The organism is Fibrobacter sp., from assembly GCF_017551775.1.
In the GTDB taxonomy this organism is placed as follows: domain Bacteria; phylum Fibrobacterota; class Fibrobacteria; order Fibrobacterales; family Fibrobacteraceae; genus Fibrobacter.
In genome coordinates this window covers 16981-40311 of sequence record NZ_JAFZKX010000025.1, presented here as the reverse complement: position 1 = coordinate 40311, position 23331 = coordinate 16981, and the positions used below count along the sequence as shown (strand labels likewise).

At 55.5% G+C, this 23331-nt stretch carries 19 protein-coding genes and 1 rRNA gene; 9 read left to right on the top strand and 11 right to left on the bottom strand.

Features of this window, described 5'->3' with window-relative positions:
• A 16S ribosomal RNA gene (locus IK012_RS03050) occupies positions 1-392 on the bottom strand; the annotation flags it as partial.
• Positions 393-929: 537 nt separating this feature from the next.
• Complete coding sequence (gene miaA, locus IK012_RS03045; RefSeq protein ID WP_290950312.1) at positions 930-1820, bottom strand: tRNA (adenosine(37)-N6)-dimethylallyltransferase MiaA; 891 nt, start codon at positions 1818-1820, stop codon at positions 930-932.
• 29 nt (positions 1821-1849) lie between these two features.
• On the opposite strand from miaA, the gene IK012_RS03040 reads away from it, so the two are divergent.
• Together IK012_RS03040 and IK012_RS03035 are read left to right on the top strand one after the other, a co-directional pair.
• Positions 1850-2962: a divergent polysaccharide deacetylase family protein gene (locus IK012_RS03040; protein WP_290950308.1), complete on the top strand. Its 1113-nt coding sequence runs from the start codon at positions 1850-1852 to the stop codon at positions 2960-2962.
• A complete protein-coding gene (locus tag IK012_RS03035) occupies positions 2959-3696 on the top strand; it encodes a pyridoxine 5'-phosphate synthase (RefSeq protein ID WP_290950306.1) in 738 nt (245 codons plus the stop codon). The genes IK012_RS03040 and IK012_RS03035 overlap by 4 nt, the downstream gene beginning before the upstream one ends.
• A 75-nt stretch (positions 3697-3771) precedes the next feature.
• On the opposite strand, the gene truA is transcribed toward IK012_RS03035, so the two are convergent.
• From truA to IK012_RS03020, 3 genes are all read right to left on the bottom strand, one after another.
• A complete protein-coding gene (gene truA, locus IK012_RS03030; protein ID WP_290950304.1) occupies positions 3772-4524 on the bottom strand; it encodes a tRNA pseudouridine(38-40) synthase TruA in 753 nt (250 codons plus the stop codon).
• Complete coding sequence (locus IK012_RS03025) at positions 4524-5441, bottom strand: hypothetical protein (protein ID WP_173379559.1); 918 nt, start codon at positions 5439-5441, stop codon at positions 4524-4526. Before IK012_RS03025 ends, truA begins: the two co-directional genes overlap by 1 nt.
• A gap of 278 nt (positions 5442-5719) precedes the next feature.
• Positions 5720-7084 carry a GGDEF domain-containing protein gene (locus IK012_RS03020; RefSeq protein ID WP_290950299.1) on the bottom strand — a complete coding sequence of 455 codons (1365 nt, stop codon included), beginning with the start codon at positions 7082-7084 and terminating at the stop codon, positions 5720-5722.
• A gap of 173 nt (positions 7085-7257) precedes the next feature.
• Between IK012_RS03020 and IK012_RS03015 the strand changes: the two genes are divergently transcribed.
• Together IK012_RS03015 and IK012_RS03010 are read left to right on the top strand one after the other, a co-directional pair.
• Complete coding sequence (locus IK012_RS03015) at positions 7258-9837, top strand: TIGR03960 family B12-binding radical SAM protein (RefSeq protein ID WP_290950296.1); 2580 nt, start codon at positions 7258-7260, stop codon at positions 9835-9837.
• 96 nt (positions 9838-9933) lie between these two features.
• Positions 9934-10590 carry a hypothetical protein gene (locus tag IK012_RS03010; protein WP_290950294.1) on the top strand — a complete coding sequence of 219 codons (657 nt, stop codon included), beginning with the start codon at positions 9934-9936 and terminating at the stop codon, positions 10588-10590.
• Positions 10591-10661: 71 nt separating this feature from the next.
• Here the strand turns inward: IK012_RS03010 and IK012_RS03005 are convergent, their stop codons facing one another.
• Positions 10662-10874 carry a hypothetical protein gene (locus IK012_RS03005; RefSeq protein ID WP_173306137.1) on the bottom strand — a complete coding sequence of 71 codons (213 nt, stop codon included), beginning with the start codon at positions 10872-10874 and terminating at the stop codon, positions 10662-10664.
• Between the two features lie 122 nt (positions 10875-10996).
• Here IK012_RS03005 and IK012_RS03000 point away from each other — a divergent pair, with 122 nt between their 5' ends.
• Genes IK012_RS03000 through IK012_RS02990 form a run of 3 tightly spaced genes read left to right on the top strand, consistent with a single transcriptional unit; the run spans position 10997 to position 14435 of the window.
• The gene (locus IK012_RS03000; protein ID WP_290950288.1) at positions 10997-11821 is read left to right on the top strand and encodes a TIGR00730 family Rossman fold protein; all 825 of its coding nucleotides are present in this window, start codon (positions 10997-10999) and stop codon (positions 11819-11821) included.
• Between the two features lie 43 nt (positions 11822-11864).
• The gene (locus tag IK012_RS02995) at positions 11865-12968 is read left to right on the top strand and encodes a protein kinase (RefSeq protein WP_290950285.1); all 1104 of its coding nucleotides are present in this window, start codon (positions 11865-11867) and stop codon (positions 12966-12968) included.
• Between the two features lie 15 nt (positions 12969-12983).
• A complete protein-coding gene (locus IK012_RS02990) occupies positions 12984-14435 on the top strand; it encodes a hypothetical protein (RefSeq protein WP_290950283.1) in 1452 nt (483 codons plus the stop codon).
• Between the two features lie 57 nt (positions 14436-14492).
• Here the strand turns inward: IK012_RS02990 and galE are convergent, their stop codons facing one another.
• Genes galE through gltX form a run of 5 tightly spaced genes read right to left on the bottom strand, consistent with a single transcriptional unit; the run spans position 14493 to position 20315 of the window.
• Positions 14493-15470, bottom strand: coding sequence for a UDP-glucose 4-epimerase GalE (gene galE / locus IK012_RS02985; RefSeq protein WP_290950280.1), 978 nt, complete (start codon positions 15468-15470; stop codon positions 14493-14495).
• Positions 15471-15509: 39 nt separating this feature from the next.
• Positions 15510-16568 carry a tRNA preQ1(34) S-adenosylmethionine ribosyltransferase-isomerase QueA gene (gene queA, locus IK012_RS02980; protein ID WP_290950277.1) on the bottom strand — a complete coding sequence of 353 codons (1059 nt, stop codon included), beginning with the start codon at positions 16566-16568 and terminating at the stop codon, positions 15510-15512.
• 14 nt (positions 16569-16582) lie between these two features.
• The gene (locus tag IK012_RS02975) at positions 16583-17560 is read right to left on the bottom strand and encodes a YafY family protein (protein ID WP_290950274.1); all 978 of its coding nucleotides are present in this window, start codon (positions 17558-17560) and stop codon (positions 16583-16585) included.
• A gap of 18 nt (positions 17561-17578) precedes the next feature.
• Positions 17579-18826, bottom strand: coding sequence for a BON domain-containing protein (locus tag IK012_RS02970; RefSeq protein ID WP_290950272.1), 1248 nt, complete (start codon positions 18824-18826; stop codon positions 17579-17581).
• Between the two features lie 19 nt (positions 18827-18845).
• A complete protein-coding gene (gene gltX / locus IK012_RS02965) occupies positions 18846-20315 on the bottom strand; it encodes a glutamate--tRNA ligase (RefSeq protein ID WP_290950269.1) in 1470 nt (489 codons plus the stop codon).
• Positions 20316-20715: 400 nt separating this feature from the next.
• Between gltX and IK012_RS02960 the strand changes: the two genes are divergently transcribed.
• Positions 20716-22533 (top strand): BatD family protein, encoded by a 1818-nt coding sequence (locus IK012_RS02960; protein ID WP_290950267.1) that lies wholly within the window; start codon positions 20716-20718, stop codon positions 22531-22533.
• A 22-nt stretch (positions 22534-22555) separates the two neighbouring features.
• Positions 22556-23320 (top strand): tetratricopeptide repeat protein, encoded by a 765-nt coding sequence (locus tag IK012_RS02955; RefSeq protein ID WP_290950265.1) that lies wholly within the window; start codon positions 22556-22558, stop codon positions 23318-23320.
• Positions 23321-23331: the final 11 nt, after the last annotated feature.

The following is a 23331-nucleotide window of genomic DNA, read 5'->3' as shown; positions in this document are numbered from 1 at the left end:
CATCCACGCGGCGTCGCTCCGTCAGACTTTCGTCCATTGCGGAATATTCTTAGCTGCTGCCTCCCGTAGGAGTCTGGGCCGTATCTCAGTCCCAATGTGGCCGATCACCCTCTCAGGCCGGCTACCGATCGTCGCCTTGGTGGGCCGTTGCCCCGCCAACTAGCTAATCGGACGCAAGCTCATCCCGCATCGATGAATCTTTCGTCAACCCCGGATGTCCAGGGCCACGTTATTCGGTATTATCCGCGCGTTGGCACGGCTATCCCAATATGCGGGGCAGATTGCTTACGCGTTACTCACCCGTTCGCCGCTATCCTTGCGGACCGCTCGACTTGCATGTATAAGACACGCCACCAGCGTTCGTTCTGAGCCAGGATCAAACTCTTCATTGATTTTTTAAAGTCTTGGTCCTGTTAATCACGTTCGTATTGACTTCAAGAATTAACTTCTTGGTCCGTCACTAAGCACATCTCCGATTCCTTCAAGCTGCCCGGCGGCCTCTCAGGGCCTCCGTCCTCTCTCGTTCGGCCGTTTCAGGCGTCCCGTTCGAGGGTGACGCCAATGATAGAATTTTCAGGGAGAATGTCAAGGGTTTTTGGCAAAAAAATTCAACTTTTTTTTCATTTTTTTTGAAAAAACGGGTCTTAACCAGCATCCGCTACACTTTGTTAACACTCTATTAACAAATGAAGATGAAAAAAATTTTGTCGGCCCCTCCTTTACGGGGGAACAGCACGAAAATTTTTCTCCAAAAACATCATCCGAACGACTTTTCCGACATTCCTCGAAGAAATTTTCGCAAAAAATGGTTCTGGAGACACAAAATTGGTTGCGCAAAGACCGTTTTCGCGGCCACTTCGTTCGATTTCAGACAAAGTAAAAACGAAAATCGAAGCTCCAAGGCTCTATATAGGAGAGCAAAAGCGCTATTATACCAAGCTATCGGCTATAACGTCTACGGGATTGCAAGAATCCATATCGATGCGGGTAGATTCCACCTGCCAGCGGAACCACGTGAGCTGCCGCTTGGCGTAATTGCGGGTCTTGCGCTTCACGTCTTCGACAACGCGCGCAATCTCGGCAGAAGAATTGGCCTGCAACAGTTCGCGGTACCCGAGGCTCTGCCATGCGGGCGCATCGAGAGGAACCGTTTGTGCAAGGCGCTGCACCTCGTCCATCCAGCCATCACGCATCATCTGGTCCACGCGCGCATCGATACGCGCATAGAGCGCCTCGCGCGGGCGATCAAGCCAGAACACAGGCAGAGCGCCTATGCCGCCGACGCGTTCCTTCTGCCATTCCGAAAGCTTGCGGCCCGTAGCCCGATGCACTTCGAGAATGCGAACGATGCGCTGCACGTTGTGCACATCGACATTTGCCATCGCTTCGGGATCAATCTCGCACGCCATTTTGAACAAACTATCAATACCCGCGCTGCGGCCGAACTCTTCTATTTCGGCACGAACTTCCGGAGCGACTTTCGGAATCTGCGGAAGCCCGAGCATAAGCGACTGCATATACAGTCCCGTACCACCGACCGCGATGAACTTGCGTTCGGGATGCGCTTCGAGCAGTTGCTTCGTAAGCATGCAGAAATCACCCGCAGAAAAAACCTTCTCCGGTTTGAGGAAATCCACCATGTGGTGTTTCACCTTTTCCATATCGGAGCGGGGCGGCTGTGCCGTACCAATCGCGAAGCCCTTGTATATCTGGCGGGAATCGACGCCGATGATTTCGGCCCCATAACGCGCGGCAAGTTCGACGGCCACGCTCGACTTCCCTGTTCCCGTAGCTCCTACGATGGCGAAAAGAATCGGCATGAAACGCAATATAATTATATTTGAAACCGATGAATAAAACCAAGCACATCCTTGCCATATTTATTGTGCTCGCGGTAATCGCCTCGGCGGCTTACCTGCTCCCGAAAATGGACCTTGACAACCTGCTGGCCCAGAAAGACACGCAAGAAGAAGCCCTCTCCGATTCAACCGCAGTGCAGGACACGCTTCCCTTTATTGACCAGATGAAAGCGGAACTCGAAGTCATACAGGCGCAATATTCCAAGAGGAAGAAGCGCGACGTATGGACGCTCGGAAGAGGCCGCACCATCATCCACTACCTGATGCAAGCGCAAAAAATACTGGAAAAGAACGGCGGCAAGGTTTTATTCATGGAAGAGCTCTTCAACGACAACAACGCCTTCCAGTCGGCAAACATGGACGCCATCGCGCCGAACGGCGACACGCTTTTATTGAACCTGCAAGTATCCTCGAACGTTTTCCGCGACAACGCGTCGTACCTTTCCATCGCGTTCCAGGTAAAGACGCTCACTCCCGAAATTATCGTCGCGCTGAACACCCTCGACTTCCCCTACGACCTGCTGGTCACGCCCTTCGGAAGGCCCGAAAGCTTTTACCCAGACCTGGACAGGGTAAAGGACAAGGAAGTCGTGCTGTGGCTCGTGATGGAATCGGAAAGCCTCGACAAGAGATTCACCAAGACGCGCCCCATCAGGAGCTACCATACCGAAGAACAGATTTCGGGAATCATATCCGACGCGAAGGCGCTGATTCCTTCGGCCACCGGCATCGCCACGAGATTCGCGGAACATGCCGTCGACCACAGGCCCCTGCTGGAAGCCGTCCTCAACGCGGCAAAGAAGAACAAACTCTGGTTTGCGGACCTTTCGCTCAACAACAAGTCAAAGGTCATGGAAATCTGCCCCAAGTTCAACATCAGCTGCAAGATTCTCGCCCCGTACAATCCCGACAACAGTTCTCTTGACGACTACATCCACCAGAAGCTGCGTGGAGCGGCCAGAAACGGAATGGGAGCCATGATACTCCCGCTTTCGCAGGAAAGTATCGCCAAGGTCAAGACAATGAAGGAAAAAACGGCGGCCCAGGGCACCACGATAATAAATTTATCTACCTTTATGAACACCAACAAGGAGCTTCCATGACCGTAAAATTAGGTGTCAACATAGACCATATAGCCACCATACGCGAAGCACGCAAAATCCGTGAACCGGATCCGGTCGCAGCAGCCATTATCGCGGAACTCGCCGGCTGCCACGGCATCGTAGCCCACCTGCGCGAAGACAAGCGCCATATCCAGGACCGCGACCTGAAGCTCCTCCGCGGCACCGTGGCCACGAAGCTCGACCTGCAGATATCGACGAATCCCGAGATGGTGCAGTTCGCCATCAACGTGCAGCCCGACATGGTGACGCTCGTTCCCGAGAACAGCCAGGAAATCACGACCGAAGCGGGCATGAACGTCGCCGCAAAGATTGACGAGATTTCGAAAATCGTCATGACGCTCAAGAACAACGACATCGCCACGTGCGTATTCATCGACCCCGAGACCGAACAGGTCAAGGCGGCAAAGAAGGTCGGAGCCGACTTCGTCGAGTTCAACACCGCGCGCTACGCCACCGCATGCGACCTCGGCAGCATCCAGGAAGTGAACCGCGAAATCTCTTCTATCCAGGACATGACCGTGCTCGCCAAGAAGTACGGCCTGCGCATCATCGCCGGTCACGGGCTCAACTACCGCAACGTAGAACCCATCGCCGCCATCGAAGGCATCGAGGAACTCAATATCGGCCACAGCATCGTCGCAAGGGCCGCCCTCGTGGGCCTCGAGAACGCCGTAAAGGAAATGCTCGACATCATCCGCCGTGCAACACCCTAAGCGATTTTACATACAAGATAAAGCCAAACCGACCTTACCGGTCGGTTTTTTCGTATATAGCGCAAGCCAAATCCTTTAGTAATCCGCGTATTCAACGTCTTGCAGCACGAGCCCCTGCGGAGGAGCCCAGGTCCTTTCGCCCTCGAACTGCTTCGAGAAGATGGCATCCACCGTACCGTTCGGGAAACGGCCACGCCCCACGTCGAAGAGCGTGCCGACCATCGCGCGCACCTGGCGGTGCAGGAATCGGTTCCCGCGGATATGGAACATGCAAGTCCAGTCGTTCACGCGCTCGAGCCTGAACTCGGTCAGCGTGCAGAGCGTGGACTTGCCGTCGTTGCGCGGAATGCAGAAGTCGATAAAGTCATGTTCGCCCAAGAAAGACTGCGCCTCGCGGGCCATGGCATCTATATCCAGGTTGAGCGAACCGCATTCCCAGCCGAAATCGCGCATCAGCGCCACCGGGCGCGTGAATATGGTATACTGGTAGTAGCGGGAGACGGCATCGTAACGGGCATGGAAATCGGGAGCACAGGGCTCCAGGTCGCGGATGCGGATAAGGCGCTTGGTAAGGCCGTTTATCGAACGCTCCGTCTTGAACGCGTCGATTTCCCCGTCAAAATCAAAATGGGCGCACTGCCCGCGGGCATGCACGCCGGTATCGGTACGGCCCGAACCCACGATACGGATAGGAGCACGCAGCGCCGTCGTAAACGCCCCCTCCAGGGTGGACTGGACGGTCACGAACTTGGTCTTTCCGCCCTCGTTCTGCTCTTGCCAGCCGTAGAACGCGCTTCCCAAGTACTCGCAGCGGAAACGGTAACGCATCAAGCTCCTGAATCGATCGAGGCCTTGATGACCGCTTCAACCTGATCCTGCGGAATCTTCAGCTGCGAGGCGATTGCCGACGCAGGGAACCCGCGGCGAGACATCTGCATAATCTTCGTCTTCACAGTCATTTCGCGGTCGAAACGGCTCGTCTGCAGAGGCGATTTAGCCTGCAGGTTCGGATTGCCCGTGGAATTGTGGCTCTGTGCACGCAACTTCATGGTACGCTCGCGGGTAACTCCGCGCGGGGAGTGCAATACGTCGGAAAGCGACTGCATGGCCGATGTAATGCGTTCCTTCGCCGTAGGCCTAAGCTGCGGGTGCGGTGCATCGAGATCGGTCGTCATGATCTTGTTCTCGGGAACGCCAAGTTCGTTTTCGAAAGCCATCTTGGGCAATTCCTGCTCCCTGGCCGCATTTTCGACTTCGTCGATAATAGAGCGCTTCTGCGGACGCGGGCGCGTAACGACAGTCGCGTCGTCAAGTCCGCCCTTGGGTTCCTTGAACCGCTGTTCCTCCGCCTTGATGGCCTCCATCTTCATGGTCAGGACCTTCTTCCTGTGCGCAAGGAATGCAAGCAGGATAATGCAAAGTATGACGGCAAATACACCGCAGGCAATCCAGAGCATAGTCTCGTTCGACAAGCCGAAGGGATTGTTCGAGGGTGCGGGCGCGGGAATAGTGCGCATTTCGTTAAGCGTTTCCCAGGACTGCTCCAGTTCGCCACGGATAGACAACTGCAAGTCGGGATTCCCCTGCGCCTCGTACAGGGCCATCTGCAGGGAATCGATACGGCTCCGGGCCTCAAGGTAGGCGTCCGCGTCAAAAGACCCCGCCGCAGAAAAATCGAGCAACAGATAGGCACCAAGCCCTGCCGCCAAGACAAACAAGACGATGGGAGCGATAAACTTCTTCATACAAAGGTAAATGTAGAAAAACACGGGGACCGAGGCCGGCCAAAACCGCATAAACGGCCCATTTTCAAAAAACGGGAACATTGGTTACGATTATTTGGGGGTGATGAGAACTTCTCTACACTTTATTCCCTTTCGACCAAAAAAAGTGTGCTTGGGCCCGTTTTTATAGGTATCTTTGTATTCAAGAACTCTTTGTTCTCCTCCTAACCCCAAAAAAAACATCCTGGCCTCTAGCCAGGATGTTTTTTGTTATCGCCAAAATTTCGCCAAAAAAGCGGCTATCGGAGCGCATCGACGGAAACGGCACGGTTGCCACCGTTGTCGATGGAGAGCTGCAGGGCCATCTGGGCGCTGTAGATGAGGCCACCCTCGTCCTGGGCGTGGTCGGGCATCACCGAAACGCCGAGACTGAGCCTCGTCGAGAGGATACCGTCGCCATAGGCTATCTGGAGCTGGGAAATCTCCCTGCGGATGCGTTCGGCGCGTTCAAGGGTTATCTTGCTGTCGGCACCGGGGAGAATCACGCAGAGCACATTGCCGTCAAAGCGGCAGGGGATATCCTCGGTACGGATGAACCCGGGAAGGCGCTGCCCCAGTTCCCACAGGAGCTGTTCGACCGCATGGCGGCCCTTTTCCTTGTTGATGGCGTCGATCGCATCGGGGTACATCATGATAATGCCGATAGGCGTGCCGTGGCGGCGGGCCGCGGAAACCTCGCGACGCAGCGATTCTTCCATGTAACGCCTGTTGAACAGGCCTGTAAGCGGGTCGCGGATGCTGTGCTGCTGGAACCGGAGATTCAGGTTCTGGTTCGCCACGTAGAGCCCGAACGTCGCGGAAACGATGCTCACCTTGGCCTTCCAGAATTCGAGAGTCTCGCCTTCGGGAAGCTTGTCAATCTGAATGCAGAGGATGCCGAAATGCTCTTCCAGACCCTCGATCGGGGCGCAGAACGAGATTCCCTGCGGGTGATGATGCAAATGCGTGCAGCCACCGGTGAATTCGCCCGTGGCATAGTTCGTCACGACGATATCGCCCATATTGAAGCTCGCGCATTCCGCCGGCATAATCGTGTCGTCACTGATAACATAGTCGCCGAAGGAAAGGATCTTGTGGAGCTCGGTCTGGACGCCGCCATACATGTAGAGGATGCCGGCCGCCTTCGGGAAGAGTTGCGGAAGGGACTTTTCCAGGGCCTCCACCACCTCGGGGAAGGGCCTGTTCTTGAGAATCTGCTTGCAGAAGGTATTCCACGCATCGAGGGGGAACACCTGAGGAACTTTCTTGACCTGTTTCAGGGCCTCGGCAGCGGGAACCGCGCCCGGAGGGAGAATGCTGTCGAAGGGGCTCTTTTTGGTGGGACGCTCGAAAGGCTGCATCTCGTCGCCAATGGAAGGCACGACGGGCACGTATTCCGTCTTCGGGGACCTGCTCTGCGTATTGAGCAATTCGGTGTAGTTTTCTTCGGCTTCGCGCAGCTTGCGGCAACTAAGGGAATAAAAAATGAGCCCCATTACGGAACCCCAAGCACCTACGAGAACGAACTTCAGGTGCAAGGCAAGCGTATTATCCGGGATCAAATAGGCGCCAACGACCCCTGCGACAAAGAAGATTACGCAAAAGATATAAGAAAAAAAACTCATACCTTAAATTTATCAAAAGAAACGCAATTTGTACCCAAAGGAGCCAAAAATAGTTGAAAAAAAGCCCCCAAAACCGCAAAAAACGGAAGGTTTACGGCCCCAGGACCAATCCCTGAACGTGGACAAGACCGCACGGCGTAACGGCCGGGGTTTGTTTTCCTAAATTTGATTTTATGACCATTCTCGAAAAAATCGCCTTGGCGTTGCCCGCCGTAGAATCCCCAGCCCGCTACATGGGCGGTGAAGCGAACTCCGTGGTTAAGGACCACAGCCAGATGCTCGCCCGCATGGCGTTCGTATTCCCGGACACCTACGAAATCGGCATGAGCAACAACGGCATCCGCATCCTGTACCACGTGATAAACAGGGAAAGCGACCTTTTGTGCGAAGTCTCCTTCGCGCCGTGGGACGACATGGCCCGCGAAATGGCGAAGTACGACATCCCGCTGTACAGCTACGCGACCTACACGCCGGTACGCGAATTCGAGGTGGTGGGCATGACGCTCCAGACGGAGCTCAACTTTACCAACGTGCCCTACGTGCTTGAACTGGCCCGCATTCCCGTGTGGCAAAAGGACCGTCAGGAAAACGACCCGATAGTCGTCGCGGGCGGGCCGTCGATGGCAAACCCCGAACCTGTCGTAGACTTCTTCGACGCCTTCATGATTGGCGACGGCGAGAAGGTGATGATTGAATTCCTGCGGTGCGTAGGCGAAGGCCGCAAGGCGGGCCTCAAGCGCGCCGAAATACTCGAGAACCTCTCCAAAATTGATGGCGTGTACGTACCGAGCCTCCGCCCGGTCGTGACAAACAAATTCGGCGCGATTGTGCCGGCGAAACCTGCCGCCGGCGCCTACGCCACCACGAACGGGGTCCGCCGCCTGTTCATCCCGGTGATGGACCCGAAGGACTATCCGGTCAAGAACCTCATCGCGAACATGCAGCTCGTGCACAACCGCTTCAGCGTGGAAGTCATGCGCGGCTGCGCACAAGGTTGCCGCTTCTGCCAGGCCGGCATCTGGTACCGTCCGTGCCGCGAACTCAACCCGGACGACGTGCTGGACATCGCGAAGGCGGGCATCCGCGCCACCGGCGAACGCGAACTCGGGCTCCTCTCGCTTTCTACCGCCGACTACAAGCCGGTGGAAGCCCTCACCGACTCCATCATCGATGACCCGTTCTTCGATACCGTCGACGTGAGCTTGCCCAGCATCCGCGTGAACAGTTTCGGGCAGACGCTCGCCGGCAAAATTGCCGCCCTCAAGGGCGGCCGCAGCGCCACGTTCGCCCCCGAGACGGGTTCCGAGCGCATTCGCAAGATGATCAACAAGACCATCAGCGACCAAGACATGTACGACGCCGCCGAGCACGCTTTCAGCAGCGGGTTCAACAAAATTAAGTTGTACACAATGATTGGATTCCCGACCGAGAACGAGGCCGACATGCAGGCGTTCTGCGACCTCATATTCAACCTCGTGAAGATCGGGCGCAAGTACAACCGCGGAATCCAGATTGCGGTCAGCATCGGCATTTTGATTCCGAAGTCGTTTACGGCCCTCCAGTGGGCGCCGTTCATGGACAAGGAAACCGCGCTCAAGCACATCCGCTACGTGCGCGAGAAGTTCTTCAAGCACCCGAACGTAAAAATCAACTGGGCCAGCTGGGAAACGAGCTTCCTCGAAGCCGTCTACAGCCGCGGCGACAGGAGCCTCGGCCCCGTCATCTACGAAGCGTACAAGCAGGGCATCCTCTTCGAAAGCGACGCCTACCGCTTTGACTTCAACAAGTGGCTCGCGGTATGGAAAAAATGCGGCTACGACACCAGCTGGGTGTACCGCGAACGCGAAAAGGACGAAGTGTTCCCGTGGGATTTCATCCATGCGGGCACCACAAAGCAGTACCTGCGCCGCGAGTGGGAAAAGGCGTTCGACCCGAATTCAGCGCCCGTCCCCAACTGCAAGTGGGGCGACTGCCAAAAGTGCGGCATCCCCGGATTCGGCGACGAAATCAAGCTCGCCGACGCCCCCGTGCGCCACAAGGCCCCGAGCCGCACACCCGAAGAAATCAAGAAGCTCGTCGAGGAACGCCGCCCCAAGAAGACGGAAAGTTTCAGCTACAAGATTACCTTCAAGAAAACGGGACTCAGCCGCTTCTTGCCCCACCAGAACATGCTCAGTTTCTTCGAGCGTACGTTCCTGTGCGCGGGAATTCCCGTCAAGTTCAGCGAAGGCTTCAGCCCCAAGCCGCGCATCTCGAACATGGGCGCGCTCCCCCTCGGGCTCGAAACCTACTGCGAAGTCATCAGCGTGGAATTGCTGCAGAAGCTCGACATCTCGCCCGAGAATCTCCCGACGCTCATGGCGCAGCTGAGCACGCCGTTCCCGCGGGGCATGGAAATCGTGAACATCGAGCCTCTCAAGCAAAAGCTCAGCAAGCACTTCCCGAAGGCGATGGTGTACCGCCACACGCCCGAAAGCATCCCGGAAGACCTGATGGAACGATTCAACGCCAAGACGCTCCCCATAGTGAAGAACCACCGCGGGCAGGAGATCAACCTGAACGAACAAGTGCTCGGCATAGAAATCGCAGGCGGCACCCTTTTCGTGAAGGTGAAATGCAACGAACAAGGCTGCACCGCGAGCCCGTTCGTGATATACGCCGGCCTCCTGGGCATGGAAATCGACCCCGCGAAACTCGACGAAGCCTCAAGGCGCTTCCTAATCGCCAAAATCAGCATGGAATGGCAAGATTAGGCAAAAAGACGATAGTTTTTTTTTACGAAAAATCGATAGACGGATAGCGAGAGATAGGTTATTTTTTCATCATCTGATTATCAAGGAGTTAACAAAATGAAAAAATTCTTTTTGACATTGCTAGCCTCGCTGGCCCTCTGCAGCTACAGCTACGCCCAGGATGACGACGACGAATACGAAGACGACGACACTCCGGCAGCTTCTAGCGCCCCCTCTTCCCAGGTTGTCGCTCCCTCAGCAAGCACCTCAACAAGTGCTGTAAAAGACGGTGGCGAAATGCTCGGTTTCGGTGTCAGCCTCCTGGACGCCATTGACGACAACGGTGTCCAGAAATTCTTCGTGACGTTCAAGCTCTTCCCCGATATGGAACTTTCCGCCATCTTCGGCCTGTACCATCACGGTGAGACCACCCGCGAAACCAAGAACCCCGCAGGCGAAGTTGACCGCAACGATGACTACACCCAGATTCAAATCGGTGTTGGCTTTGACTACTTCATTGCGCAAATTCTCCTGCCGATTTCCGTCGGCGGTGAATTCCTCTTCAGCCACTGGGGCGAAGACAGCAACCAGGTAACCCTGAACGCTTTCGCCGGCATCCGCGCGAACCTGGTCTCGCACTTCTACCTGACCGGCAGACTCGGCCTCGGTTTCGACTACATCAGTGAACCCGTCAATGGCGACCATAACCTGATTGACTCCAGAATCGACGTGGGTCTCAAGACTCAGGTTCAGCTGCACTGGTTCTTCCTGTAATCCAGGCCAAAACAAAAAAATTCAAGCCGCTCCTTCGGGAACGGCTTTTTTCGTACAATGTCGATTGGATTCTACTCTGCAGGCAATATAATCTCGATGTGGCGCGTACTCACGTTGAGGAAGTGCGTACGGAACAGGTCCTTGTCGTTCCTGTCGCTCACTTTCACCTGCGTCACGGCGATAAAGTCCTTGTTTTCGCGGATATAGTCGGTAAGGCGTTCGTCACGGAGCGTGTCGATTTCGCCTGTAATGATAAAGCTGTCTGTCCAAATTTTTACTAGCATAAGATAAATATAAAGTTTTTTCGGTCAAAAAAAGCGTTTTTTGAAAAATTTTTCTCAATTTCGCATTTTGCAACATATATTATAGGAAACACAAGGAATTTATCTCACAAGGAATTGATCTCATGACTAAGAAAAAGCAACTTCATCCGGCCCCCGGCAAAATGGCATACCTGAACGAAGAATTCATGGAAAGCGACGCTGGCCGTCCGCTCCGCATCCTTTCTGAATTTTTTGCGCCACAGCAAGTGTTCGACCAGGAAGATATAGACAACACCATCGTTTTCTTCGGTTCGGCCCGCACCCTGCCTCCCGACGAAATCAAGAAGCGCCGCAAGGGCTGCAAGGACAAAAAAGAACTCGCCCGTCTCGCAAGACTCGAGAAGGTCGCCGAATCGTACAACGCGGCACGTGAACTCGGGCAGAAACTCGGCAAGTGGGCCAACAAGCGCCACGAAGGCTATGCCATCATGACCGGCGGCGGACCGGGCATCATGGAAGCGGGCAACCGCGGTGCGACCGACGTGGGCACGCCCTCCATCGGCCTCAACATCAAGCTCCCGTTCGAACAGCACCCGAATCCCTACCTGGACGACGCGCTCAACCTGCAGTTCCGCTACTTCTTCATCCGCAAGTACTGGTTCCTGAAGAAGGCTCGCGCGCTCGTGGTGTTCCCCGGCGGCTTCGGCACTCTCGACGAAATGTTCGAGATGCTCACGCTCATCCAGACCGACAAGTACGCCCAGAAACTGCCCGTCGTTGTTTTCGATTCCAAGTTCTGGAAGAAGGCGCTCAACTGGGAGTTCTTCGCCGAGACCGGAATGATCAACAAGGAAGACCTGAAGCTGTTCAAGTTCTGCGACACCGTAGATGAAGCTTTCGATTTTATTACCGATGTCCTGGAAAAGCAGGATAGTGAATCAACCGCCCTCGAATGGTACCGCAAATAGCTGCATATTTTTATTTTTGAGCCGTTCAACAAACAAAGTATGAATGATGCTTAGAAACCTACTTGCAGAATCCCTGGACCGCATTTCGCGCGACCTCGCGCTGCGTCCGCTGTACACGAAAGAAGAATACCAGCGCTGGTTCGACCAGAACCCCGAATTTTTGCACAGCGGGGCAATGGAAAAAATCGAGCTGCTGGAACCGCTCACCCTCGAAGGGACGAACAACCTCTACAGGGCGAACATCTGGATACAACACCCGGGTGACAACCAGCACTACGGGGAACGCGAAATCGTAGTCAAGATCTGCAAGTACTGGGCAGCTCCGGGCAAGAACCGGCTGCACAGGCTCAATATGCTGCTGAGCGCCTTCCAAGACGAAATCCGCATCAACAACCTGATACGCGCCACCAATATCGAGGGCGTCGTGCAGAGCCTCGGTGGCGGCATCGCGGGAAGGCACCCGTACCTGAAGATGGAATTCATCAAGGGCTGCGCGCTCGACCGCGTTTTCAAGACGAACCTGACCGATGACGAGATGCTCCGGCGAATTGCGCAAATCGCGTACCTCGCCAACACGATCAGCCAGCTGCACTACTACCAGGTCATCCACAAAGACCTGAAACCGAAGAACCTGCTCCTGTGCCAGAACCCCTCTCACAGGAACAACCACAAGATTCTCATCTGCGACTTCGGCTACGCACAAGCGAAACTGCGCGAGACGGTGAACGAATACGGCGGACAGCTCACCCCGTGCTACAGCGCACCCGAGCAGGCCATCATGGGCGAGAACCTTTCTTCGTCGGTGGACTATTTCAGTTTCGGAATCATCGTGCACGAGTTCCTGACCGGCTACAAGCTGTTCCCGAAGGCGATGGACATTTTCATCGAGGACGGCCACAAGATTACCGACCGCTACCTGGAATACCTGAAGACAGGACGCGAGAACCGCTTCAACGACAGCAGGTTCCCCGAACTTGCGCAATGGATAGACAGGCTCACGATCTTCGACAGTTTCGAACGCATGCAAAACTGTCCGAACCTTTTCGACATCGCACACAAGCTGCGCGAACGCGTCAACGCCCAGGGATACCGCGACGTGAATACGGACTTCCTGTGGAACCAGCTGGGCGAATACGGCAAACGCTAAACGACGGAGGCAACGATGCACGGGATAAGGAAATTCACGAGGCGCCTCAGGATTCACCACTATGTAGCCTTCGCAGCAATCCTTGCCATCGGCATTTTCAATGCCGTCACTGCGCTCGCACCCGTATTCCAGCAAAGGGAACTCGAAAAGAACATCGCCCTCTCGTTCGAGAAGTGGTGGCAAGAAGAAGGCGTGCCGCGGTTCAAGACAATAGGCCTTCCCGTGAACGACTCCGCCAGGGCTGTCGAATTCGAGCAGTACCGCGAACGCGTGCTCTCGGCAGGAAAATCCTTCGACGTCGAAGAACGCCTCAAGTCCAAGCGGAAGGAATTCCGTGAATGGTGGGAAATCGGCGGAGGCAAAGAAGAATACATCGCAGAGCACGGGACATACCCCAAGGAAGCGCAGTTCGAAAAAGAACTGTACAAGTTCCTCAAGAGCTACAGGGACCAGTTCCCGCGATACGCCATGGCATTCATCCCGAAGGACGGCGAATACGGAAGGCTGCTCACCAGCTGGTTACTCTTCCCCAGTTGGGCGAGTTTCATCGTGTTCGCGATTTTCTTCCTGTTCGCATTTGCAAAACTCTGCGACAGGTGGGGCGTCATCATCACGACCGCATCGTTCTTCGCGCTCGCACTTTTCGGCGGGTGCGTCATCGACGTCCTCACCTCGACAAGTTTCTTCAAGCCGTACGTGACAGAACGCTACATGGGCGCAAGTATCGCGCTCGCCTTCCTGCTCGGTGCCACCGCATTCGACAGTGACAAAGCCAACGTGTCGAAACTCGTCCGCGGCACGGCTATTTCCGGACTCGTTCTCGACTTTGCCGCCAACTGGTTCGTGAACCCCGGCATATTCGCTCCCGTAGCCTTCGCTTCGGTCCCGTTCTTCGCGCTCGGCGCCCTCGCCGGCATCAAGATGCCCAAGCGTCGCAAGAGCCTTTCCGAACAGCGCAAGGACGCGCTGGAAACCCGCATGCAGCGGACCGCACAAAGGAACATTCCCGCAGAACGGCGTACAAAGACACGCGAAAAGATTGACGAAGGATTCAGCGCCGCGCAAAGAGGGAATTTCGACACCGCCAAGGTCTGCCTGCACCAGGCAATGACGGCACTCCTGCAGGAACAGCCGCTCGATCACGAGACCCTGAAGAAAACCGCCGAACGCATGGTGAACCCGAACCTGTACATAGACGTTCCCAGCACGCAGTGGCTCGAATGGGGCGGGACGGCAAAATCCAGAGGTTGCATCGAAGCCGCGCTCTCCCTGCTGGAAAAAGGACTCGCCCTCGAAAAGGACCCGAAAATCGCACGCCGTGCGCTCTACACCATAGGCGAAATCAGAATCCGCTACGGAATCGAGCCCGAAGAAGGCCGCCAACGGTTAGAGAAGGTCATTGAACTCGACGACAAGGACTTGCTCGCCACGCAGGCGAAAAAACTGCTAGGAAAAGCAAACAGCTAAAAACAAAACGCCCGCAGGCAAGACCCGCGGGCAATTTTTCTATACGGCCAGAACCGATTACTTTTCGTTCGCGAGGTAGGCCTTCCAAGTTGTCGCAAGAAGCGTTTCCAAATCGCTGTATTGCGCCTTCCAGCCAAGGACTTCGTGCGCCTTCGCGGGGTTCGCCACGAGGGAAGCGGGGTCGCCCGGGCGGCGTTCCACGATGCGGTACGGGCACTTGCGGCCACTGACCTTCTCGGCCATGTGGATGACGTCGAGCACGGAACTTCCCTGCTGCACGCCCAGATTCACGATGAGGCTCTTGTTGTTCTTCTGCAGGTAATCGAACGCCATCCCGTGACCAATCGCGAGGTCGTTCACGTGAATGTAGTCGCGCACGCCCGTTCCATCGGGAGTGTCGTAGTCATTACCGAACACGAGCAGTTCCTTGCGCTTACCGAGCAAGGCTTCCATCACCACCGGGATGAGGTTCGCCGGGTTCTTCTCGAGCCCGTTGATACGCCCCTTCACGTCGTAGCCCGCCGCATTGAAATAGCGGAGCGCCGCGAACTTGATTCCGCGAAGCTTGTCGTACCACTTGAGGAATCCTTCGATGGCGAGTTTCGTGTAGCCGTAGTAATTTTCGGGGTCGGTCGGGTGCTCCTCATCGACGGGCTGGTACTTCGGGGCGCCATAGGTGGCGGCGGAACTCGAAAACACGAAGTACTTTACGCCGGCAGCGGAGGCGGCATTCAAAATGTTGATGGAGCCCGTTATGTTGTTCACACTGTACTTTTCGGGATTGATCATCGATTCGCCGGCAGCCTTGAAGGCGGCCAGGTGCACGAGGCCCTCGGGCTTGAAACTATTCAAAAACGCGCCAATCTCATCGGGGTTCAGGATATCGCCCTTCACGAATCCCGCCTCGGGGAACAAATTCTGTTCGAGACCGCTCGAAAGATTGTCGAACACGCAGACTTCGTGCCCGCGGTCGAGAAGTTCCCTAGTCGTGTGCGATCCGATGTACCCGGCACCACCGATAACTGCAATCTTCATATTCCTTCCTTTTTCATTCGACCGCTCTCGCGGACCCGGTTATAAAATTAGCATCCCGTCGCCGTAGCTGAACAGCTTCATCTTGTTCTCGACGGCCATCTTGTAGGCGGCAAGCGTGTTTTCGCGCCCATAGAAGGCAGATACGAGCAAGATGAGCGAACTCTTGGGCCAATGGAAATTAGTGAGCAGCCCGTCCACAATCTTGTAGCGGTAGCCCGGATAGAAGAACGCGTGCGTCACTCCCGTCTGCGCCTTCACGATTCCGTTGTCGTCGGCAATCGTTTCCACCACGCGGGTACTTGTCGTACCGACAGTAACGACGCGACCGCCCGCGGCTTTCGCCTTGTTGATGATGTCGGCGTTTTCCTGCGTGAGTTCGTAGTGTTCGCCGTGCATCTTGTGCTGCGTAAAATCTTCGACCGAGATATTCTGGAACGTACCCGGTCCGACGTGCAGAGTCACTTCCGCGACATACACGCCCTTCGCCTTCAAATCGGCCAGCATCTGCTCGCTAAAATGCAGGCTCGCCGTAGGGGCGGCTACCGCTCCCGAATACTTCGCGAAAATGGTCTGGTAGGCCTTCTTGTCGTCTTCGTCATCGGGGCGGTTGATGTACGGCGGAAGCGGCACATGGCCTTCGCGGTTCATGACAGCCTCGAGTTCCACAGGCGTCACCGCAAAACGCAAAATGCGGGCTCCGTCTTCCTTCACGTCCTCGACTACGGTCTTCACGCCTGCGACTTCGAGTTCGCGGCCGATCTTGAAAGCCTTGCCCGGGCGGACCTGCGCCTCATAGCGGGCGGAGCCATCTTCTGCGGGTATGAGCGCCTGCACCAAAAGCGTTTCCACTTCGCCACCGTGCAGCGTATGCCCGAAGAGGCGCGCGGGAATCACCTTCGTGTTGTTCACCACCAGGCAGTCGCCGGGGCGGAACAGATCCACAATTTCCGGAGCCTTCATTATGCGGCGCTCGCCGCCGTCCTTGGGGCAGTGCAGAATACGCGTCTTGCCCTTGCCCGCCGTGCGGCTCGCAATCAGTTCCTTCGGGAATTCAAAAGTGTAGTCGGAAAGTCTGTGGTCTTTCTCGATATTTTCCATTTCTGCAAGCCTTCCTAGCCTTCCATTTCGGCCAAAGCTTTTTTCATTTTCAGCTTGATTCTTTCACGGAGCGACGCCGGCTTCACGATGCGGATATCGGAAGCGGCACCCATGAGCCAGTTCTCGAAATCCGGAGTGACACGGAGCTTCAAGTCGACAATCATGTTCTTGCTGCGGTCGTAGCGCCTCGAAATCGCCGGGTAGAAATGCGCGCGTTCGAACTGAGTCTGCAGCCACTTGCTCCTGATTTCGAGCGTGATATCTTCGGGCTTGCTCGTATCCGTGTATTTTCCGAAAGTATAAATATAATGGGTGCGCGCATCGAACTTGAACCGGGGCGAAGAATGGTTCGTCTCCGACATGCTCTCGATATTTTCGAACATGTAGTTCTTGAATACTTCCTCGCCCTTCGCGTCAAAATCGCCCGCCACGAGGTAGAGCGTATCCATACGCATAATCACCTTGACCGGGAAAATCTCGCACGTTCTGACTTCTTCATCGGATGTCGACGGACGGTAACGTATCTTGAGCGCGAACCCGTCGTGAATGGCCTTGAGAGCGCGATTCACCATGGCGTCCTGAATCTTGTCGTCGCAGAACGGGCCGTAGTCCAGCACGTAATCCGGGTCGGTCGTAACAGCCTCGGGCTTGAACTCGTCCGGGTCAGTCGTCTGCAACACGCTGATTACTTTATCCAAAAGCTTCGTAGTCTTGATATCCGGAGCCGATGTCGCCGGCAGGTTTCTCTTGATTTTTTCAAGCTGCTTCACCACGCTCTGGTTGAAATTCGCCTGTTCTTCTACCTGGATAACGTAACGCGTTTCTCCCTCGCGCTTGATCTTGCGGAGTCCGCAGTTTTCCTGCTCAATGACCTCCAGATGGCGGAACACCGTGCGCGGACTGCACCCGAGCGCATCGGCCAACATCGAGACCGACATCGGGGTTTTTAATTTAGACTTAATAAGATTTATCTTTTCGTATCCAGTTGCCATATACCTACTCCTTTTGGTTTATCCCTCAACAACCCTAAGCCTGTTTTCGACCGCGGTGGAAAGCGACATCTTGACCGCATTGACAAACGCCATCTGCTTCTGCCATGCGGAATGCACGCGACCTTCCAACAAATACTTGTTCTCGACGTACGAGACCTTGATCTTAGCTCCCTGGAACCTGGAATTCATCGAATAACTAAGTTCCATTTCCAAGCACTCATCCCTGTTCTCCATTTCCTTCTCGGACATCGTGACCATCGAATAGGTCAGGTCCAAGACCCCCGGAATTTCTGCGATGCGGCTTTCCAAGTCCCGCGGTGCAGCATCGTCGAAGCAGCACAGCGAAACAGAAACCCTTCCCTCACAAACCTTCACCTTGTAATCGAACACGTTGCGCCCAAACGATTCGAGCAACGTGTAGACTCGATTCTCTATCAACGAATCCGTGATTCCCGGCTCCGGAATAATTTTCGTAAAATCAACGCACCCGCGGATGCGCGGCATGCTGTTCACGCACGCACGCAGCGAGCGCTTGATAGAATAATTTCTGACCAGCCCGTTGAGGTAGACAATACCCTGCCCGACCGTCACCGATATGCGGCCGGCATCCTCCACGAAGAGCTGCTGCAATTTGTTCTGCACGATTTCGGAAAGCTTGTCGTTCGGAATGTTCTGCGCCGTCTGCGGAAGCGTAATGAACAGCACCGAAGCGTCCTCGAGCAGAACGGCAAGCTTGTCCTTGTCGCCATCCTTCACGAACCCGACCGCCACGCCAAACTGATCGCGGATGGCATGGTACACGCAGTCACCGAGGAGCGTCTGCGCGCTCTGCGCCGGCAGAAGGCGATAACCTTCCGCGGACCTCTCGTCGATATACGGGAGGCGGTCCAGTTCGATTTTTTTCGCGGGCCCGCCATCGTAACTGATGACGATGATTTCCTTGTCGTTCGTCTGGAAGTAGCTCTTGACCATTCCCGGCTTGACCGAGCCCCTGAAATAGAGCCAGTTGCCCGCGGCAATGCGGCTGTTCCCGTACACGCGGGTGTACTCGCCCGCATCGTCCGAATGCGAGAACGCAAACTCGTTCGAGAAGGCGACGAATGCGGATTCGCACCTTTCGCACACGCACAGGAGAGGAACATGCGACGTCATTCCGCCGTATGTGGAATACGGCTCGCGCGCATACAAACCATGGCTGGTAACCATACGGCACCGGCAGCAGAACAACTGCTGCGAATGAATCCTATGCGGAAACTGGGAACGCATTGAGCTTCGAGTCCAGAAACTACTTCATGAGCGGGAGGGCGACGTCGATACGGCGGAGGACTTCTTCCTTGCCGATGATCTCGAACATTTCCCAAAGGCCCGGGCCGGCGGTAACGCCAGAGACGGCGAGACGCGGGGCACCCACGAGTTCACCGACCTTGTGGCCGCAACGTTCGGCGAGGTCGTAGAATCCCTTTTCGATGACCGGAGTCTTGAAGTCTTCGATGGAGGCGAGCATGTCGCGCACGAGTGTCGCCACTTCCTTGGAGCCTTCGCCGAAGTGCTTCTTCGCACCCTTTTCGTCGTAGGTCGTCGGGGCCACAAAGAAGTACACGGCCATCTCGGCCAGGTCCTGCACAAAGTGGGCGCGCGGCTTGAGCTGCTTCACGATTTCGTCGAGGCGCTCTTCCGGTTCCTTCGAAAGGTCGATACCCTTCGCAACAAGGCCTTCCTTCATGATGCCCTTGAGGAAACTGTCGTCGCACATGTGGATGTGCTGGCCGTTCATCCACTGCAGCTTCTTCTCGTCGAAGCTCGCGGACTTGGGGTTGATGCGTTCGAGCGTAAAGCTTTCGACCATTTCCTTGATGGTCATGACTTCGCGGTCGTCGCCCGGATTCCAGCCGAGGAGTGCCAAGTAGTTCACGAGCGTTTCGGGCAGGTAGCCGAGGTCGCGGAAGTCACCCACGGAGGCGGCACCCTTGCGCTTACTGAGCTTGCCGCCGTTCTTGTCGAGAATCACCGGCAGGTGGCACCATACAGGCGGCTGCCAGCCGAATGCCTTATAAAGGAGTTCGTGCTTCGGCGTAGAGCTGATCCATTCGTCGCCGCGGAGCACGTGGGTGGTTCCCATGAGGTGGTCGTCCACGACGCTTGCAAAGTGATAAGTCGGGTAACCGTCGCGCTTGATGAGCACGAGGTCGTCCAGAAGTTCGTTCTGGTAACTGATGTGGCCGCGGATCATGTCGTCGAATTCGGTGACGCCCGTTTCGGGCACCTTGAAGCGGATGACGGCCTTCTCGCCGGCGGCGATGCGGGCTTCGGCTTCTTCGCGGCTGATATTACGGCAGTGGCGGTCGTAACCCGTGACCGGCACGTGAGTCTTTTCCTGTTCGGCGCGAACTTCCTGCAGGCGTTCCTCGGTGCAGAAGCAGTAGTAGGCATAGCCCGCGTCCAAGAGCTTCTTGATTTCGCGGTGGTAGATGTCCAGGCGTTCGCTCTGGAAATACGGACCGCAGTCGCCTTCGCAACCCGGACCTTCGTCCCACTGCAGGCCCAGCCACTTGAGGTCGCGCATCAAATCATGGAGTGCGGTCTCGTTATAGCGCTTGCGGTCGGTATCCTCGATGCGCAGGTAGAACGTACCGCCCATGTGCTTTGCAAAAAAGTAGTTGTAGATGGCGGTACGCGCACCACCCACATGCAGGTAACCCGTAGGGCTCGGGGCAAAACGCACGCGGACAGGACGGGTGGCAGAATTTTCACTCATGATATGATTCCCTTGTTAAAATTTGCAGTCAATTTCCGTCATAAATATAGAAAAATGAATAAACCCCGGTGATCAACCGAGGTTTTTCCATTTAAAGAGAGAGAATTCAAAAAAAGCCAATGACGCAGATTATGCGTGCTTGGCGTATTTCCTGAAACTCTTAACCAGAAGGGCGGCGAGAATGCAGTACATGTTTGTCCTTTTATCCTTGATTTTTTCCTTTTTATCACCATTTTCTAAACGGCGAGCCAATATTAACAATTTTTTACTAACGCTGCAAGGGTGAAAATTATATATATTTAAATTTTACGCCATTTTTTTCTGGGCTTTTAGCGAAAGATTCGCATCCACGCGATTGTTAACTTGGTCTAGCCGCTTAAAATTTGGTATTTTTGGCGGTATGAAACGAATTCTTCTCATCTGTCTTGCCTTGACCTTCGTTGCTTTTGCGCGTCCGTCCCTGCAACTGGACAAGGACAGAATCGAAGCCGGCAAGACCTTCGGACTCCAACTTGTATATCCACTTAACGAACTCCCCGAAAACAGGGACAATCTGAGCATCGAGACGCAGAATGGCTTTACATTCATGGGCCTAGACAGTACCGACCAGGTCATACGCCCCGATATCGAAGACATGTTCAATTCCTTCTTCGGGGGCGGACGTAGCCGCGGCGGCTACAAGGCACGTATATATACTTTCAAGCTGAGGGCGCCCAAAAAGACGGGACGCATCGGTATCGGCCAGATATTCATCGATATCGACGGACAGAAGCGCGTCATAGCTAACGATATACCCATCAACATCCAGCGCGCCTTTGCCGACGACGCCCTCGCCGTTTCGCTCACGGCAAGCAAGAAGACCGTCTACGAAGGCGAACAGTTCTTCGTGACGCTCGGGCTCCACACCTTCGAGCATTTTGAAGGCGGCCTGCAGGCTACCGACATGAACACGGGTGATGACTTCATCGTCCACAGGAGCGACCTTTCGAACCTGAAATTCGAACCCGTAGAAAACGCCCGCCGTGAAATGCAGGCGAGCGCCAAGTTCGCATGGCTCAGCCCCACCAAGAGCGGCAACCTGCAAATCCCCCCGTTCAAGTTCAAGTACACCAAGAGGGGCGAACCCAAGATTGTCGAAGAGAACAAGCAGATGGGCGGCATGTCGTTCCACTCGCAGAGCATCCGCCAGGAATCCATCGAAGCCGAAGCGCAGTCCCCCACGATAAACATCAGCGTGAAGCCCCTGCCCGAAGAAGGCAAGCCCGCGAACTTCAGCGGCATGGTCGGCAGCTACAGCTTCAACGCCGATTTCGACCGCACGAACCTGAAGGTGGGCGAAGCGCTCACGCTCTCCGTCGAAATCAAGGGCGACGGAACGCCGGGCACCCTGACCGACCCGAAGTTCCCCGACTTCAGCGACTTCCGCTCCGTTCCGCCTGAAAACAACATCTCGAAAAAGATCGTAGGCAACAAGGTCATCACCTCCAAGAGCATCAAGGTGTTCCTCTATCCCAAAAAGAAGGGCGAATTCACCGTTCCCGAAATTTCGTACTCCTGGTTCAATCCGACCAAGAGGAAATACGAGACCGCAACAGCGGGCCCGTGGACCATCATCGTGGAGAAGGGCGAAGCCGCGCCCGAAGCCGTATTCCAGTCCCCCGCCGCCGTCGCCGGCCCTCCGTCCGTGCAAAAGAAAGAAATCGAATCGCTCGGGTCCGACATCCGCTTCATCCACAAGGTATCGGGAACCGGCAACACGGCACCGTATAAGAGCATCTGGTACTGGGTAGCACTGCTCGGCGCCCTCCCCTTCTACTTCATCGTCACGTGGGCCATCCGCAAGCGCCGCAAGCACAACAGCGATTCCGCGCTGGTGCGCAAGGGCAAGGCGAACAAGATGCTCAGGGAACGCTTCGCAAGCGCACGCGAGGCCCTGCACAAGGGTGACGCCAAAGCGCTCTACGCTGCGCTCGAAAACGGGCTCATCGATTACCTCAGCGACTGCACCAACCTGGAATTCAAGGGCATGACCCGCCCGCAAATGAAGGAAGAACTTGCAAAACTCGGCGTCAAGGAAGAAACGATAGCCTCCATCGACAGCTGGCTCGAAAAATGCGCGTTCGCGCGATTCGCTCCCGTAGATCCCTCCGCCGACGAACAGAAGAAGATGCTCGCCGACGTGGAAAAGCTCTGCGGCGAACTCGGAAAACTGAAATAGCGGCTAGCACAAAGGATAGTATATGACTTTCTGGAAAAAGATTCTTTTGACGATTGCATCGGTCGCAACGCTTGCGACGGCCGCCCCCGAATGTTCTGGCATAGAAGAAGGAACCAAGGCATACAACAACGGGGACTTCGAACGCGCCATCGACGAATGGCGTACCTGCGCCGACAACGGCACGCCCGACGCCGATCTGTTCTACAACCTGGGCAACGCCTACTTCAGGAACGGCAAGATCGGTTTCGCCATCTTCTATTACCGTTCCGCCCTGAGACTGCGCCCCAACGATGACGACATACAGCACAACCTCAAGTACGCGCAGGCCATGACCCGCGACAAGGTGGAAGACGAAGGCGAAGAGAACCCGATTCTTTCCGGGCTCTTCAAGGCGCACCACGCGCTTTCGCTCAAGGCTCAGCTCATCACGCTGCTCGCCATCTTCTGGCTCATCGCCCTGATTGGCATCGCAGGGAGAATCGTCATCGGCGAAAAGGCGAAGAACGTCTGCACGGGCGCCATATTCGTGCTCACCGCGGTATTCTGCGTCATCGGTTCCAGCGCGGCCTACAAGATTTTCGTACTCGAAAAAGAAATCTGCGGTGTCGTCACCGCCGCAGACGCCGACGTGACCAGCGCCCCGAGCGACAAGTCCCAGACGCTCAATACGCTTTCTGAAGGCACCACCTTCGAAGTCATTTCCGAGCAGGGCAATTTCGCGGAAATCCGCCTCGGCGAAAAAATCAAGGGCTTCGTAAAGCTCTCCGAAGTCGGCATCGTAAAGTAATCCGGAACCGC